We start from the raw sequence: 15,369 nt of genomic DNA on the forward strand, positions 1-15,369 counted from the left end.
TTCGGACTTAATATCATCAATAAGCCTGTTTTGAATGGCGGCGCATCGGAGTACGGCAGTCGATTATCAAGCTAGTATGATGCTGAGATCGAAGGCGAAAACACGCGCTCACCAACAATCCATGGCACCAAGAATGAGTTCAGAACGCTAGCTACTTCCAGTAAACATGGCCAGCCAAGGGCCGTGTCCACATGCGTTGCCACCTATCGCCCCTTCGAACGGCACATTTCATGCACTCGTTCATGTTGCATGATCTAGTGCCCTCTGCAATGTGGAGACACAAAAGGGAGACATCGCGTTTCCGTCGCCGCCCGAATTCAAGCAATTCAAGGTTTTAGGCGGGTGGTGGAAGCTCTCTCACTCGCCACCAAGGTATGCAACTATGGTTCCTGTAAAACTGCCCCCTGATGACAGAAGACGCTGTTCAATCGGGCCGTAGAGATACTGCCCATTATCTCGGATGTGCGTTGTTTCGTAGCCGTCTCTACGTACGTAGGCTGAGGCGCCGTTGGCTCTGTACGCTGAGCTATACTCCTGCGACTTTCCCCTTACCCCGGCCTTATGCCCTCTCCATCGTGGTGAAGGCTGACATGGAAAGATCGTACGCGTTGCCGGGAGAGAATATAGGCGCATCAAACCGGTAGCATGCCATGGGGGAAACGACTGCGCGAAGGGCCTTAAATACCCCTTCACAAAAATTTCTAGTACCGGCGATCGGGCGGCCAATCACACCCTTTAAGGTATCTGAGCCGTCGCGGTTACGCGAAACTAGGCGGCCCCAACAGAAAAGCAGAAGAAACTATTTGGGGAAAATCTCTTTCGGGATAGCAGGAACATCCGATTCGCGGTTAAATTGCGAAGCGCATGATCAGTTTCGAGAATAGGAGGCAACTGATGGCATACCGCAACAAAACATACATTTGTTTTGATGGCGATAAAGATATGAAACATTACCGGCTTATGACGGCGTGGGCAGAAAACGAAAAATTCAGTTTCGACTTCCACAATGCTCACGACTTGAATACGGCCAGAGATAGCAGCCAAGAAGAGAGCATTAAAAAGCAACTGCGCGAGCGGTTTGCGAACTCCAAGCTTCTTGTTGTGCTGATCGGCGACAATACGCGCTATTTGACCAAATTCGTAAAATGGGAAATGGAAGTTGCTCTTCGTCTAGGGCTTCCAATCGTTGGCGTAAACCTAAACGGAAATCGATCAAGGGACGACCTATGCCCTCCTACTATCCGCGATGAATTGGCAGTTTATGTTCCTTTTGGCGTGAAAATTGTTGAGCACGCTATGGCAAACTGGCCCGCCAGCCATGCAACATTCAAAGCGGAAGGCAAGACGGGTAACTATCATTACACAGAACAGACGTACAAGAATTTGGGGCTTTAATTTGCGTTATTTCTGGAAATCGATTTTTACTCTGTCATTCTGGCGCTACTCTCTGTTCTCTAAGGGCGCATTGATAAGCGTCTTCTCCATCTCTGGTGCTATATATCTCGCCATTGAAATGCTGGACTTCTTCAGCATGTATACAAAAGACAAATACAGTAGATATACTATATTTGCTATACTGGCCACATCGTTGATAATAACTGTCGCAACACGAAGGCCAGTTTCACGGATATCATACAAAACACCAAAAAGAGATTTCTCTATTGAAGTAGTTATTGGAGATTTGCTAGAAACAAAGTGCTCGAATGTCGTGATCAGCACAAACACCACGTTCGATACCGATATGGCTAGCGGCCTGATATCTCCCGATAGCTTGCAAGGTCAGCTAGCGTTCCGCTATTTCAATAGTAATACCGCGGAAATGGACAGGCAAATTTCCGAATCGCTGAAAGGCGTCGAGTGCTTCGACCATCCATCGGGTAGAGGCAGGAAGAAACGATATCCGATCGGAACGATTGCTAAGCTCCAGGCCCACGGCAAAACATTCTTTTTCATAGCGATGTCAGAGCTAAATGAAGACGGAAATGCACGGTCTTCGGTTCGGATGGTCGACGACGCAGTGGAAGCTCTTTGGGTGTATATCGCTGAGCGCGGCGAACTGGCCGATGTGGCGATGCCGATCATCGGGACTGGGCGCGGACGAATTCAGCTCTCTCGAACCAAGATGATCGAACGGCTAGCGCAATCTTTTGCCCACGCATCCACTGAGCGTGTCTTTAGCAACCGGCTGGTGATCTACATACATCCCTCAGATGCAACCCAACATGCTGTGAATCTTTTTGAAATACGGGATTATCTAGCAATGAGCCTCCAAGTCTAGCACTCACACAATCGCATTGGCACTGATAAGGTTAGCGAAGAATGGGTTGCCCATATGGCTAAGAATTCACGGCCTTCTATAACAACGTTATTGATAGGAGCCTCTGGCTGGATCGTTTCCCTCTTCCTGGGTATTCTTGATGTTCCTGCGAAGGTTAATTCGTTTATGGTGGAAGCTCCCAAAACCAAGCAAGAAGTTGTCGATTGGCTCAACCTTGATCAAAATTACACGGGTCAATGGACTAGCAGCGTTGAAGATTGGGTCGATGCCACCGAAGACGAAAGGACATTATCGACTGCTCCGAATGGCCCTGTAAGAATGAGATTGCGCGTTTATGGCGGCATGGTCACAGGAGAGGTTGAGTCGGAGGGCCTAAAAAAAGGTTACATTTTCAATAACCTCCTTTTGGAGGGTTCGAGGTCTTCTAAGGGACTTGATGTTTGGGCCTATGATTACGTGGACGGGAAAAAGCGGGGCTTCGCTGAATTTCGGTTGAGCCTGTCTGACGAAAAGCGCCTGCCCCTAAACCTCGAAATTGTCCAAGGCGGCATGGGCTTGCCTGTTCGAGCGAAACTATACCGTACCTCAACCGACATATCAGAGCCTATTTATCGTCAGCCTAACATGGAACTACTCGGGCGGGTCGTGGAGCAAGGCAAAGTTGACGCAGGGCAAGATCGATGAAGAGGAGCGCTGAGAGAACCTCGATGAACTCGCATCCGCATCTAGCACTGCGTGCCGGCGCTCGTGCCAGTTGCATGCCGCACCGCGGTGTGCAAACCATAGACGCAAAGGGAGACATCGTGTCTCGGTCGCCGCCACCAAAACCCGAAACAGGGAGAATTGGCTGCACTAATTGCTTCAAGAATCCTCGCAGGAATTACTATAAGTACATAAATGTTCCTATCCACACGTCCGTGATGAGCAGACTGTTTTCGGCATGATTTTCATATCTTACGCCAAGGAAGATGCAGCGTATGCGCAAAAGGTTTTCCTAGCACTGAAAGCTCAAGGGTTATCGCCATGGATGGACAAACCTCCAGCGCCTCATAAGGATGAGGGGCTGCAGATCGGTCATAAATGGCAGACGGTTCTTCAAGCCCAGTTGAGCAACGCTGATTACATTATCTTGGTTTTGTCCCCGAGGTCGGTTGCAAAAAAAGGATATGTACAAGTGGAGTTTCGGACCGCCCTCGACAGAATGAATTACCTGCCTGACGACAGTGTGCTTGTACTACCGATCTTGATCGAGTCCTGTGACGTCCCCTCTCTTTCGGTTGGGAACATCAATCTCCGCGACCTGCAATGGGATATAATCCCAGATGAAGATATCGAGGAATTCGCACTAGGGTTGGCTGAACGCGTCAAGGAACCCGCGTAATGGTATCACTTCAATCACTTTCGTCCATCTTCCGGACCACCAAGCAACGGTGGGCGACCGAAATTGGAACATTTCACTATAGAAATAACTTCATCCGCAAGGGCAACCGTTTAATTAGCAGCACATCAGGAAGTGTTTGGAACAGTGACGATTCAGCAGACGGAGTCTACTGCTTAGACATCACTTCTGGGGAAATTATATGGAAATTCAATACAGATGGTGATGCTAATGGAATATTGGAGTATAACAACGTTGTCGTTGGTGGCACCGATAATGGACAGATCTTTGCGCTAGATCTTGAGACGGGTTCGCTGCTGGCTCAACACCGATCAAACACCCCATTCTACGGAACTCCGCTGGTGGTTCAGCAAGATCTAGAGGACGTATTTGTCTCGGTGTCCTACGGAGGCGAAATAGTCTTGTACAAGCCAAGGGAAAAGCTCTTTGTGAACTTCGGACTAGTGCGGGGCGATTTTCGGGCAAGTCCCGCCACTAGCCGCGCTCTTGCTGCCATTGGAACGTTCGTTCTGGCATCCGAAAGTGGAGAGTTGATGAGGGTGGCTCTCTCTGAAAGCGAAGCTCACCCCCGTTTCCTTCACGTACTAAAGGATACGCCACCCTCAAGCGGAGGCAACTATCTACTGCGCATCAAAGGCATTGGGTCTCTTTTGATAAGCGAGAGCAGAATATATGTATCGTACATTCGGAACACTTATGATAAGCATCCACCATTGTGCTGTATTGATGTCGATACGGGCGAAAAAATTTGGGATGCAAAAGCGGTAAAGACGCTTTCGAAGAAGCGCAGAGACTACGGCAATGCCAGAGTTTTACCAGTTATCTTTAAAGATTTATTGATTTCGACGTTCGGGTATAGTGACAGCGTTCATGCATTCTCCCTTTCTACTGGCCGAGGAGAGTGGATGTTGCGTTTGGATGAAGGATTACTACAAAACTGGGCTTCACCCGTTCTTTCACCTACTGGGCGTCTTTTTGTACCACGGGTAAATGGGATTATTCATGAAGTGGACATCCCGAAACTAAAAGTCGTCAACTCTATTTCGGTCGAGATCGGCCGATACGTGAGTAACGACGGCTATTATGTGCGTAAACGACATTTTGGCGAAGATCGCTGGGAGGGAACCAATCCAATCACCCATGAATCTCGACTTGACAGGGCGGGCCCTAATCCAAGCGAGATTTTGGTTTCAGGGCTGGCTGCGACGCCCATTGTATTTGATGACACTTTGATTGTGGGCGGAGTGTCGGGTCAACTACGTGCCTACAGCATCTAAATCGAATTCGGGTACGTCTCAAACCTGCGTTTTACAAGATAGTTTGCGTCGCTGGCGACGCCCCTCCCGTACTTCCACCTATTTGCGTGCTGTAGCAGCATGCAGGGCGTCCCAGGCGTGTTGCGCTACGTCGCCTGACAAACATGCACACAGCGGTGAGACATCGTGCCTAAGAGCCGCTTGTACTGCATGCCCAAATCTTAGGAAATGCATCACGTAGCCGGCAACATTTAAAGGCTTCCGTAGTTTCCATGAGCGAACACCTTCGTCCGTTGCATGCTCTGCTTTCCTGTGCGATGCGATTGACACAAAAGGGAGACATCGTGTCCCCTAGCTACCCTAAAAAGCCCGGCTACTAAGGCTTTTGAGCGATGGTGGGCGCTCCCTCCGGGCCCACCACTCTCCCCTTGTTTCAAGGGACTTAGGGAGTGGTTAGCCAGGGAGGTTAGCCATGTGGTTAGCCCTTTGTTCCTGGCCGTTGATGTTAGCGGGCGCCACAAACTAGAATTTTAACGCTATTGCAAAGCTGGACTTATGAACGCCACGCCCGTCGCAGTCGCCATTTGGCCGGTTCTGTTGCCCGTATCATAGGAGGCACACTAGCGATTCTCGGTGGCGCACTAAGCCCCCTATTGTCGCATTGGCTTAATTCACGACGGACGCGGGCTGAACGTAGAAGTCAGCTTTTCTTGGACGTGCGGTGAGAGATTTGGAGCAGAGTATAAATAGCTAGCTCACTAGTCGTCTTTGGGAAGCTGCATAATAAACCAACGCACGCATAGTTGCCTCGTCTGCTCCATTACGCTGCGACTGACCGATGTAATACCGCTAACCGTAGTACTTTGGCCCCCGCCCACGCGGAAATCCGGTGGACTGACATTCAGAGCAGCAAGTGGCCTGCCCGCGCTATTAAGGAACAAAAAGTCTGATGCGAAATGGAAATCGGCCGACACCTTGTTCTCGATCGGCAGCGAGATTCTGAGCTCCGTGTGTAGCGAGTTCCCCAATTCCTGCTCCTCGGTAATCCGCGGCCTGGAGACGTTCACCAAATCAGTCCGGGGCTGGACCACTCCGAAACCGTTGAGACATTCAAAGGATCCGTACGTCGCCAACCCGATTTCATCAGCCATCACCACCCCAGAAGCGCCGCAAGGGCAATACAAAAAATCAATCCCCGACTGTTCAAACTCTGCTCCTCAGCCCGTTCCGCCAGGCAAGTCTACCTGCTTAGCTCACTCCGCCTCATTCTTTGCTCGCTGAGCCTTCTCCAGATCCGCCGCTTTCTCGGCCTTCCAAACTGCAGGATCGTAGATGCCGACGCTATTTGCGTCGTGCCGATCGTTCACACTTTCGAAGCCCTCATTCCGCGCATCGTTTTCGAACAAAATGCCGCTGATTAAGATCGAGGCGGTTAGGACAAGGAAGGCGATTCCGGCACGCTTCAATTTGGACGTCCTTCGGCTTCGCACGAACAGAGACGTGAGCAGGTTCCAACCCATGTAAATGGTGGCAAACCAACCTAGAAAGGAAAACGCCGTGCTCATTTAATTTCCCGTCAAGCCGAAGGTGCCCGCCATCAATGTCCAGCTCCTTCGCATTTGATACCGATTCCCACGCAGACCAAATAGCGCCGACCGGGGTGAATAGGACCCCTTCGACAGGCTGCGGCTCCCCATATCGTCGTTGTCCAAACAAACGACATCTGTAAGCGTGGCCGAGGCAGCCTTGATCGGGGCAGCGAGTGCAGGCGAAGGGATTTTCAGCAAATGACAAAATCTTGATCGACAAAGACAGTTATCGGGACGCCTCATCGGCCCTACTTGCCGGGATTATACGGACATTTTGGACAGTGAGGGATGGGGAGATGCTTCAAACTCGCAAACTATCGGCAGCCATGGCAGCCGTCTTCGTGATTGCCATGTCGGCATCGTCGTGTACCACGAGCTCAAACGACTCGGTGCAGACAGGTTCGGTCGGCTATACCGCTCGGAGCGCCGACTTTGCCCTTCGGCCTGCCTGCCGCGATGGATTCGGCAACGATCGTCCGTGCAGCTATTAGCGCTGGAGAATTAGAAGTCTGATTGCCGCGATAGTTCGCCTCCGGCGATGGCCAGTATCACGCGACTTCGTCCGGCGGCATCATGCCTGATCGGCGCACATTCCTAATAACTACAAGAACGCCCATCGCTCGGCCTGAATCCACCCCCACAGGCCGGATTAAGCGGCTGACGCTCATAATAACCGCCATAACCACCGCCGATCGATGAAGTCTGATCGGGGCTTGTGGAGGTGCAGGCCGAGATGATCGAGGCAAGGCTGATCAGCGTTCCGGTCGCGATAAATGCGAAAAATCGGTTCATCTGAGCTTCTCCTTCGGAGGGGATGGTTTTACCCCAAGCGGGCAATCTACCATGCCACGGCGAATACAGACGAGGATTTATAGCGGCCGACCGCTCTCGGCGGCCGCTTCTAACGCCAATGTGATCGCCCTTTAGGCCAGTTTCGCCCAAGCCATGCACCGTCACATAACTGTCATGCAAAATTGCCCATTGTTATGGCAGCCTGGGCAAAATATATGCTGCCGGCTAACAAAAAAAAGAATGAGTGAACTGCCATGAGTGCCATACATAAACTTTTCAACCGCAATCTCCTGACCCGCTTCGTCGCAGGTCTCGGTGCGGTTCCCCAGCGCATTCGCAACGCACGCGAAGAGCGCAAGCCCGCCATCCACCCATCCTTCATGGACGATTTCGGCGCCTAGTAGGACAATTCGCGAGTCAACCGACTCGTCTGCCCCCGCAATTACGTCCTCCAATGTCATTTCAGTTGATATCTGATGGGAAGCCGCCAGCGGCTTCTGATCAAGTTGCGGCGGAAAATTCCTTCCGGAACCAGATCCGGTCAACGGGCCGGCATCCCGCATGCCCGCTGACCCTGCCGAATTCGACATATCCGAGCTTCGGGTAAAAATCCGGGGCCTGGGTCGAGAGCGTGTCGACGCAGGCCGTGACGGCGGCGCGGCGGCGCCCTTCTTCTTCCGCCGCCGCCATCAGCTTCCTGCCGATGCCGCTCAGGCGCAGCGATTTTTCGACCCACAGATTGCCGATGAAAAGAACAGAGAAGGAAACGGACGCCGTTATTCCGGCGATAAGCCTTCCATTTTCCCGCCAGACGATGGCGAAGGCCTCGCGTCTGATCTCAGCGCTCTCGTTGAAGGCGTTCAGGCCATCGGAAATCGCGGTGGCGATCTCTGACGGGACGGGATCGAGCGTTTCGAACATTGCTTCCTCGTCGTCGATGATCGCCATATGATAGCGAGCCGTCGGTTCCGGTCCAGCCGTTTCGGCTCTTAGGGGTCGGCAGACGTCCTTCGGGCTCAAGCTCCGATGCAGGCATCCCTGACATTTTTCTCTCGCTACACATGCACCTGTCTTTTCCGCCGCAATAGCTTCACAATCAACCGACAGAAAGCTGTTCCGGGAAACAACCAAGGAATGAAAACATGGCGCCGATCTATACCAGAACTGTCCTGATGACCGCCCTTCTGGCCCTGCCGCTCGCCGCTGCAGCGCCCGTCTTCGCGCAGGATGCAAAGCCGCGCGAGCCGGTGATTTCGGTGACCGGCGATGGCGAATCCTCCGTCGCTCCCGATATGGCCATCGTCAATCTCGCCGTCGTCAAACAGGCGAAAACCGCCCGCGAAGCGCTCGACGAAAATAACAAGGCGATGAACGACGTGCTTGCCGCGCTGAAGAGCGGCGGCATCGCTGAGCGCGACCTGCAGACCTCCGGCTTTTCCATCCAGCCGCAGTACAATTATCCGCAGCCGGTCGACGGCCAGCAGCCGCCGCCGCAGCTGATCGGCTACCAGACCATCAATTCGGTCACCGTCAGGCTGCGCGATCTCGCCAAGCTCGGCGCGGTGATCGACCAGTCCGTCACCCTCGGCATCAACCAGGGCGGCGAAATCCAGTTCACCAACGACAAGCCGGACGCCGCGATCGAAGAGGCACGCAAGGCCGCGGTCGCCGATGCCGTCAAGAGGGCGAAGACGCTGAGCGAAGCCGCCGGCGTCAAGCTCGGCCGCATTCTTGAGATCAACGAGAATGTGCCGCGCGCAATGCCGCAGCCGGTCTATCGCGCCACGATGATGAAGGAGGCCTCCGACGCCGCCGTTCCCGTCCAGGGCGGCGAGAACAATTACAATGTCAGCGTCACCGTGACCTTCGCGATCGAACAGTAAAATGAAAGCGCCGCGCGTCTTTTCAGATGCGCGGCGCTGTAAAAAGATTTTCACAAAGAAAACCGCCCTTGCCGATCCGGGGAGACGGGCAAAGGCGGTTCTTGGCCGCCACATCGGGGAGACGGGGCGGCATTTTCTTCTAACGATTAGCGGCGCAGGGCGGGGCAACCGCGCACATTGCCGAAGCTCATTTCACCGGGACCGCGACGCGTCCAGCCCTGGACGATCACGCGGCGCGGCGTGATGTCGACGACGCGCGTGCGGCGAAAGCCGTAATCCCGGGCGAGGTTTTCGGCGAGCCGCGGATCGCAACCGCGCGACGGCCGGCCGTAGCCCTGCCCCGGAGGCGGGCGGCGGTAATCCTGCGGCGGACCACGGTCCGGCTCGCCAATAATGATATTCAACTGGGCGGCGGCCGGGACCACCGTGCCGGCAAGCGTACCGGCTGTCAGCATGACGGCAAGACCCGCCTTTGCCAGAAACTGCATCATCGAAAAACCTTTCGTTTGAAAGTCGGTGCGGTCGAGCCGCCCTCCCCATTGGTCCGCATCACGCCGAAGCGTCATTTGGGAATCACTCATACAGGTCAGAGAAGAGACGGCTGAAAGTGTCACCGTCAAGGCAAAACAGACCGGAAGCGCCGCTTCGGCGCCTCCGGCTGCAGTCCTCAGCGCCGGATCAGCGGGCAGCCGCGGACATTCGCGAAGGTGATCCTGTCCCAGCCGCGGCGGTCGCGCCCGGCAACGACGACGACGCGCGGCGACATGCGGGTGATGTGGGCTCTCCGCAGGCCGAAATCACGCGCCTTGCGCACCGCGTGCATCGGCGAGCAGCCGCGGATCGGACGATGATATTGCGCCTCGACGACAAAGCTCGTCTGCGGCCCTGCGGCTGCCGCCGTCGAAACAGTGGCCGGAATAGTGCAGAGGGCGAGCAGAGCGGCAAGCGAAGCCTTGGTCAGGAAATGCGTCATGTTGTGTCTCCGTCGATTGGTATTCCCAAGCTCTCCCTTCAGGGATTGTCTCGACAGTAAACGTTGCAAAATGAATGGTGTTCGAACCGGGCATTCAGTTTGCATTCACAAGGATTAACCGGTTTCAGTTGCTGAGATGCAGCACGATTTCGCGCCGGTGCGGCCGGTCGCGATGTTCGAAAAGATAAAGGCCCTGCCAGGTGCCGAGCATCAACCGCCCAGCGGCAACGGGAATGCTGATCGAGACCTGCGTCAGCACCGCCTTGATATGCGCCGGCATGTCGTCCGGCCCCTCGGCCCTGTGCACGACCCAGCCCATGTCAGGATCGGAGGCCGGCGGCACGAGGCGGCGGAAGAAGGCGAGGAGATCGGTGCGCACGTCAGGATCGGCATTTTCCTGGATCAGCAACGAGCAGGAGGTGTGGCGCACGAAAACGGTGAGAAGCCCCTCCTCCCGCCCCGACGCTCTGACGAAGGCCTCCGCCTGGTGGGTGAACTCGTAAAGGCCCTGTCCGCGTGTGGACAAGGTGAGGATCGTCTGGGGCAAGGCGCTCTCCTGCTTCGAGATGACATCTCTCGCGAGTTGGCGCGCTGCTTGGCACGAGTCAAGCTCGGGCAAAGTCAAGCTTGCCCGGGCAAGTCAATGCTTGCTTCGGGCGATCAGAGCTTGAGCAGCGTCTCAAAGCCGCCGTAGATCATCCGCTTGCCGTCGAACGGCATCTGCCACTGGTCGCCCTTGAGCCTGGCATCGGCCATCACCTTGGCATTGATATCGTCGCGCTCCTGGCGCGAGCCGTAGACGATCCAGGAAAACACCACCACCTCATCCTCCTTCGCCTGCACGGCGCGGGGAAAGGAGGTCAGCTCGCCATAGGGCACGTCATCGCCGATGCATTCGACATATTCGAGCGCGCCATATTCCTTCCAGATCGAGCCGGCGAAGGTCGAGAATTCCTTGTAGGCCTCGATATTCCCCTTCGGAACCGCCACGATGAAACCATCGACATAGGACATCTCGCTCCTCCTCTGCGCGTCTGCGCCTTGTTATGGCGGAGGAGATAGGACGGCGGCCAGGCAGGTCCAGGGACGAAGCGCTCAACCGCCTTTTCATCTCTGATTGCGCCGCTGTCGATCGTCCATTCGACTCGTGAGGTTTGACCCCGATCCGGTTTTCCGCTTTACCGGCTTTGCGGAACAATCCTTTGAGCGAGCATCGGGCGGGACACCATGATTAGAGCGGTCCTTTTTGATCTTGACGAAACCCTCATCGACAAGACCGCTACCGTCTTCACCTTCCTGCCGCTCCAATATCAGCGATTTCGTCTTGGCGAGCACGGTGTCGAGGAACAGCACTACCTTGCTGAATTCCTGCAACTGGAGAAGGCCGGCCTGGTAAGAAAGCGCGATCTTTATCCGCGCCTGGCGGAGACATTCAGTCTTCCAAGCGAGCTTGCTGAGGCCCTCTTCCACGACTTCGAGACAGTGTATCCCGGCATGGCTGTTCCCATGTCAGGAGCAAAACAGACCATTTCGGCGCTGAAGCAATCCGGCGTTCTAGTCGGCGTCGTCAGCAATGGCGAAGGCAATGTGCAGCGACCGAAAATCGCGGCGGCGGGACTGAACGAAGGGCTCGACCTGGTGGTCATTTCAGGAGATATCGGCCTTCGTAAACCGGCACGGGAAATTTTCGAGCTGGCTGCTGGCCGTCTCGACCTGCCCGTCGACAACTGTCTCTTCGTCGGCGACAATCCCGAGGCCGATATTCTTGGAGCAGAGAACGCCGGCATACATGCCGTCTATTTCGGCCCGAAAAACGCCTGGCCCGCTTCGCTGCCCTCGCCGCGGTATCGAATAGAGCTGCTGCCGCACCTGATAGCCCTTGTCCGCGATCTGAACGCACCCACCGAGACTTGATAGGGACGAAGCGCCCGCTCCGAAAGGGGATGGCCATGCATCTGGCTGCGGCCTGATAGCCGCACCGGAGCTTTCTGGCTATACCGCTTTGAGAACGTCGCCCGTTATCCGCTTCGGCCCACTCAGGGCCCATTCACCAGCTTGAGGATGAGCTGCTGGATATTGCCGCCGTCACCCATTTCGATCTTGTCGAAGTCGCGGCCGCGCTGGCGCTGTCTTTGGGAGATCTCGCCGAGGCGCCGGGTCAGCTCGATCCTGATCTTCTTGCAATCGGGATCGTCGGCAACGGTGAGGCCGATGCTCGTCACCTCGATCTCCTTGACCATCTCCTTGATGGTCTCGCCATGCACCCGCTCATGCGCCTGCATGCCTGATATGAAGGCCTGCCAGCTGCTCTTCACGGCGGCTGGCAGCTCAGCAGATGGTTTCGGCAGCGTATAGGTGATGATGAGCTTCGGCCGGTTGGTCACGATAACGCAGGCATTGCCCTGCGGTTCGTATTTCCGGGTCCAGGTCAGCTTGAACGTGGTATGCGCGATTGCCCGGCCGAAGCCGCCCGCCTTCGGCCCACGCTCGCCGATCGATGCATAGAGCCCGGCCCCCGAGGTACCTGATATCGAATAGGGCCGCACCTCTTCGACCGCCTGCCACTCGGCCAGTGCTACGGCCGGCACTAAGGCGAAAAACGCGGCCAGCACGCAAGATAGAAAACTTTTCGTCACGCCGATCCCCACCGAATGATGTTTCGGGCCGAACCTAACGGGAGCGGTCGCCGCTTTCAACGCGTCATGCATGTGCTAGCCCTGCAGCGTCTTGACCTTGCTGAGATCGGGGAAGAGCCGCATCCACAGGAGCACGACGACGATCGTGCCGAGCCCGCCGACAACGCCGGTGGCGACGGGTCCGAGGGCTGCCGCCATCATGCCGGATTCGAATTCGCCGAGCTGGTTGGAGGTGCCGATGAACAGCGAGTTGACGGCGCTGACGCGGCCACGCATCTCGTCCGGCGTCAAAAGCTGCACCAGCGAGCTGCGCACGACGACACTCACCGTATCGGACGCGCCGATGACGAACAGTGCCAGCACGGAAAGCGCGATATTGGTGGAGAGCGAGAAGATGATGGTGGCAACGCCGAACACGGCGACGGCGGCAAGCATCTTGCGGCCGACATTGCTGCTCAGTGGCCGGCGAGCGAGCATGATCGACATGGCAAGCGCGCCGACCGCCGGGGCCGCGCGGAGAAAACCGAGGCCCCAGGGACCGGCATGCAGGATATCGCTGGCAAACATCGGCAGCAGCGCAGTCGCGCCGCCGAGCAGCACTGCGAAGAGATCGAGCGAGATCGTCCCGAGCATCACCGGCCGTCTGCGGATGAAGGAGACGCCGGCAAAGACCGAGGCGAGCGTCACCGGCTCACGCTTGGCAGGGCTCCATTGCATCCGGATCGAGATGACGTTGAAGCTTGCGACGGCAAAGAGCAGCGCGGATATAGCAAAAGGCGCAACGGGGTGGAGGCCATAAAGCAGGCCGCCGAGCGAGGGGCCGATGATCATCGCCGTCTGCATCAACGAGGTCGAGGTTGCGACCGCCTTCTGCAGCATCGAGGCCGGCACGATGTTCGGCAGCAGCGCCGCCATGGTCGGACGCTCGAAGGCGACGACGGCGCCGAGCACGGTGACGGCGGCAAGGATGCCGGCCGGCGTCAGCCATTGCTGCCAGGTGGCAACCGCCAGCACCAGCGCCGTCACCGCCTCGATCAACTGGCAGACAAGTCCGATGCGCCGCCGATCGAACCGGTCGGCGACATGGGCCGACGACGAAGGTCAGCACCGCCATCGGCAGAAACTGGCACAAGCCGACGAGGCCGAGCGCAAAGGCGCTATGCGTCTGGTCGTAGATCATCCACCCCATGGCGATGCCAATGGACTGGAAGGAAAGCGAGGAAAAGACGCGGGAGGCAGCGAAGTTCAGATAGCCGGGGTGGCGAAGAACGCTCCCCGGGCTTTGGGATATGTCCATTGCGATGTCACCGGCCGGCAGCGGTCGCCGGCCTTTAGGAGAGTTTTCAAGATCGGAGCGGTGTTCTGCCCGAATGGGCGAATTGTCAATCGCAATGAAGCGCCGTCACCGGATTGTGTGATGCCTCCAGCCCTGTCCTACCGCGGCTCCCTGAAGATGCTGAGATAGCCGGGATCGAATTCGGCGATTTCCTGCAGGCGTTCCCAGTCGACGATGGTGATCGTCCGGTTCTCCCAGGTGAACACGCCCTCGCGCCTCAGCGCCTGCAGCGTCTTGTTGAGGTGGACGACAGAGACGCCGAGCACGTCGGCCATCTCGATCTGCGTCAACGGAAACTGGAAGCTTGCGCCGCGCGTCCGCTTCACCACCTGCAGCCGCACGAAGAGTTCGCAGACGAGGTGAGCGATATGGGCACGCTTGGAGCGCCGGCCCATGGCGACGATCCACTCGCGGTGGATGGCGCCATCGACCAGCGTGTCGAGCCAGAGCAGCCGGGTCAGGTGCGGCATGCGTTCGGTGATAGCCTTGAGATCGGCATGATCGGCGAAGGCGACATGACAGGACGACAGCGCGACGATGCCGTGATCCATCTTCTTGATCGGGAAAGCATGCAGATCGACGAAATCGCCGGCAACATGCAGTGCGGTGATCTGGCGGCTGCCATCGGCCATCACCTTGTAGCGCGCCGCAAAACCATCGAGCAGCAGCGTGCTATAGCCAGGCCTGCTTCCTTCGGAGACGAGATCCTCCCCGGCAGCAAAATACCTGTCTTTGACGATGATCGCTCTGAGATGGCTTTCCTCTTCGGCCGACAGCAGATCACGGCTTCCAAGGTTGAGCAGCAGGGATTCAATCACGGGCATGCCCACCGATATCGCTGGAAGCCGGCCCCATTTCGATGCGACCTATATTTTCTATAAGAATCAATGCCTAGCCTCGGGAACAATTGTCTTCATCTGTGATTTCTCCCTGTGACTCGCAGGAAAAAACATGGCTCGCTACTATTTCGATCTACACAACGGGGAAGGTCCCACGCGCGATGAGCACGGCACCGAGCTCAGATCTCGTGAAGACATTCCAAAAGAAGTGACCCGCATCCTGCTGGATGTGGCCCGTGACGAATTGCCTGCGGGTGATCGCATGACCATCGCCATCACCGTCCGCAACGAGAAGGGCGATCCGGTCACGGTTGCCAGTCTCGTCTTCAACAATGAATGGCTCGACGTCTTGCGATAGCGGCGGCCGTTAAGGGCTGCCGCCAGTCAC

Annotated in this window: 19 protein-coding genes and 1 pseudogene; 10 read left to right on the top strand and 10 right to left on the bottom strand. The window is 56.2% G+C overall.

Features of this window, described 5'->3' with window-relative positions; genetic code table 11:
- Window positions 1-894 precede the first annotated feature (894 nt).
- From G9X67_RS07335 to G9X67_RS07355, 5 genes are all read left to right on the top strand, one after another.
- A complete protein-coding gene (locus G9X67_RS07335; RefSeq protein ID WP_171598423.1) occupies window positions 895-1,395 on the top strand; it encodes a TIR domain-containing protein in 501 nt (166 codons plus the stop codon).
- A gap of 1 nt (window position 1,396) precedes the next feature.
- Window positions 1,397-2,278, top strand: coding sequence for a macro domain-containing protein (locus tag G9X67_RS07340; protein ID WP_171598424.1), 882 nt, complete (start codon window positions 1,397-1,399; stop codon window positions 2,276-2,278).
- Window positions 2,279-2,332: 54 nt separating this feature from the next.
- Window positions 2,333-2,962, top strand: a complete 630-nt coding sequence (locus G9X67_RS07345; RefSeq protein ID WP_171598425.1) for a hypothetical protein — start codon at window positions 2,333-2,335, stop codon at window positions 2,960-2,962.
- Window positions 2,963-3,218: 256 nt separating this feature from the next.
- Entirely contained in the window at window positions 3,219-3,659 is a 441-nt protein-coding gene (locus G9X67_RS07350; protein WP_171598426.1) for a toll/interleukin-1 receptor domain-containing protein, read from the top strand.
- Window positions 3,659-4,954: a PQQ-binding-like beta-propeller repeat protein gene (locus G9X67_RS07355; protein WP_171598427.1), complete on the top strand. Its 1,296-nt coding sequence runs from the start codon at window positions 3,659-3,661 to the stop codon at window positions 4,952-4,954. The genes G9X67_RS07350 and G9X67_RS07355 overlap by 1 nt, the downstream gene beginning before the upstream one ends.
- 1,232 nt (window positions 4,955-6,186) lie before the next feature.
- Here G9X67_RS07355 and G9X67_RS07360 read toward each other — a convergent pair.
- Complete coding sequence (locus G9X67_RS07360) at window positions 6,187-6,498, bottom strand: hypothetical protein (RefSeq protein WP_138330461.1); 312 nt, start codon at window positions 6,496-6,498, stop codon at window positions 6,187-6,189.
- Between the two features lie 320 nt (window positions 6,499-6,818).
- Here G9X67_RS07360 and G9X67_RS34905 point away from each other — a divergent pair, with 320 nt between their 5' ends.
- The gene (locus G9X67_RS34905) at window positions 6,819-7,013 is read left to right on the top strand and encodes a hypothetical protein (protein ID WP_028740691.1); all 195 of its coding nucleotides are present in this window, start codon (window positions 6,819-6,821) and stop codon (window positions 7,011-7,013) included.
- A 103-nt stretch (window positions 7,014-7,116) separates the two neighbouring features.
- Here the strand turns inward: G9X67_RS34905 and G9X67_RS07365 are convergent, their stop codons facing one another.
- Window positions 7,117-7,314: a hypothetical protein gene (locus tag G9X67_RS07365; RefSeq protein WP_138330460.1), complete on the bottom strand. Its 198-nt coding sequence runs from the start codon at window positions 7,312-7,314 to the stop codon at window positions 7,117-7,119.
- Between the two features lie 254 nt (window positions 7,315-7,568).
- On the opposite strand from G9X67_RS07365, the gene G9X67_RS07370 reads away from it, so the two are divergent.
- Window positions 7,569-7,715, top strand: coding sequence for a hypothetical protein (locus tag G9X67_RS07370; RefSeq protein WP_171598428.1), 147 nt, complete (start codon window positions 7,569-7,571; stop codon window positions 7,713-7,715).
- A gap of 100 nt (window positions 7,716-7,815) precedes the next feature.
- Here the strand turns inward: G9X67_RS07370 and G9X67_RS07375 are convergent, their stop codons facing one another.
- Window positions 7,816-8,262, bottom strand: coding sequence for a GNAT family N-acetyltransferase (locus tag G9X67_RS07375; RefSeq protein WP_138330459.1), 447 nt, complete (start codon window positions 8,260-8,262; stop codon window positions 7,816-7,818).
- Window positions 8,263-8,456: 194 nt separating this feature from the next.
- Between G9X67_RS07375 and G9X67_RS07380 the strand changes: the two genes are divergently transcribed.
- Complete coding sequence (locus tag G9X67_RS07380) at window positions 8,457-9,197, top strand: SIMPL domain-containing protein (RefSeq protein ID WP_138330458.1); 741 nt, start codon at window positions 8,457-8,459, stop codon at window positions 9,195-9,197.
- A 146-nt stretch (window positions 9,198-9,343) separates the two neighbouring features.
- Here G9X67_RS07380 and G9X67_RS07385 read toward each other — a convergent pair whose 3' ends face one another.
- The 4 genes from G9X67_RS07385 to G9X67_RS07400 all read right to left on the bottom strand — a co-directional run bounded on the left by G9X67_RS07385 (window position 9,344) and on the right by G9X67_RS07400 (window position 11,184).
- Window positions 9,344-9,688 (bottom strand): hypothetical protein, encoded by a 345-nt coding sequence (locus G9X67_RS07385; RefSeq protein ID WP_138330690.1) that lies wholly within the window; start codon window positions 9,686-9,688, stop codon window positions 9,344-9,346.
- A gap of 176 nt (window positions 9,689-9,864) precedes the next feature.
- Window positions 9,865-10,170: a hypothetical protein gene (locus G9X67_RS07390; protein ID WP_105006826.1), complete on the bottom strand. Its 306-nt coding sequence runs from the start codon at window positions 10,168-10,170 to the stop codon at window positions 9,865-9,867.
- Window positions 10,171-10,294: 124 nt separating this feature from the next.
- Window positions 10,295-10,717 (bottom strand): secondary thiamine-phosphate synthase enzyme YjbQ, encoded by a 423-nt coding sequence (locus G9X67_RS07395; RefSeq protein WP_138330457.1) that lies wholly within the window; start codon window positions 10,715-10,717, stop codon window positions 10,295-10,297.
- A 113-nt stretch (window positions 10,718-10,830) separates the two neighbouring features.
- Complete coding sequence (locus G9X67_RS07400; RefSeq protein ID WP_138330456.1) at window positions 10,831-11,184, bottom strand: DUF1428 family protein; 354 nt, start codon at window positions 11,182-11,184, stop codon at window positions 10,831-10,833.
- 213 nt (window positions 11,185-11,397) lie between these two features.
- Here G9X67_RS07400 and G9X67_RS07405 point away from each other — a divergent pair, with 213 nt between their 5' ends.
- On the top strand, window positions 11,398-12,084 hold the full coding sequence (locus G9X67_RS07405) for an HAD family hydrolase (protein ID WP_138330455.1): 687 nt from the start codon (window positions 11,398-11,400) through the stop codon (window positions 12,082-12,084).
- Window positions 12,085-12,206: 122 nt separating this feature from the next.
- Here the strand turns inward: G9X67_RS07405 and G9X67_RS07410 are convergent, their stop codons facing one another.
- From G9X67_RS07410 to G9X67_RS07420, 3 genes and pseudogenes are all read right to left on the bottom strand, one after another.
- Complete coding sequence (locus tag G9X67_RS07410) at window positions 12,207-12,878, bottom strand: DUF922 domain-containing protein (RefSeq protein ID WP_171598429.1); 672 nt, start codon at window positions 12,876-12,878, stop codon at window positions 12,207-12,209.
- A 3-nt stretch (window positions 12,879-12,881) separates the two neighbouring features.
- A pseudogene (locus tag G9X67_RS07415) lies at window positions 12,882-14,103 on the bottom strand (MFS transporter).
- A gap of 137 nt (window positions 14,104-14,240) precedes the next feature.
- The gene (locus G9X67_RS07420) at window positions 14,241-14,960 is read right to left on the bottom strand and encodes a Crp/Fnr family transcriptional regulator (RefSeq protein ID WP_138330689.1); all 720 of its coding nucleotides are present in this window, start codon (window positions 14,958-14,960) and stop codon (window positions 14,241-14,243) included.
- A 133-nt stretch (window positions 14,961-15,093) separates the two neighbouring features.
- On the opposite strand from G9X67_RS07420, the gene G9X67_RS07425 reads away from it, so the two are divergent.
- Window positions 15,094-15,339 (top strand): hypothetical protein, encoded by a 246-nt coding sequence (locus G9X67_RS07425; RefSeq protein ID WP_129419782.1) that lies wholly within the window; start codon window positions 15,094-15,096, stop codon window positions 15,337-15,339.
- The last annotated feature ends 30 nt before the right edge of the window (window positions 15,340-15,369 follow it).

Origin of the sequence: Rhizobium sp. WYCCWR 11152 (genome assembly GCF_013087615.1) — a bacterium.
GTDB classification, from domain to species: Bacteria; Pseudomonadota; Alphaproteobacteria; order Rhizobiales; family Rhizobiaceae; genus Rhizobium; species Rhizobium indicum.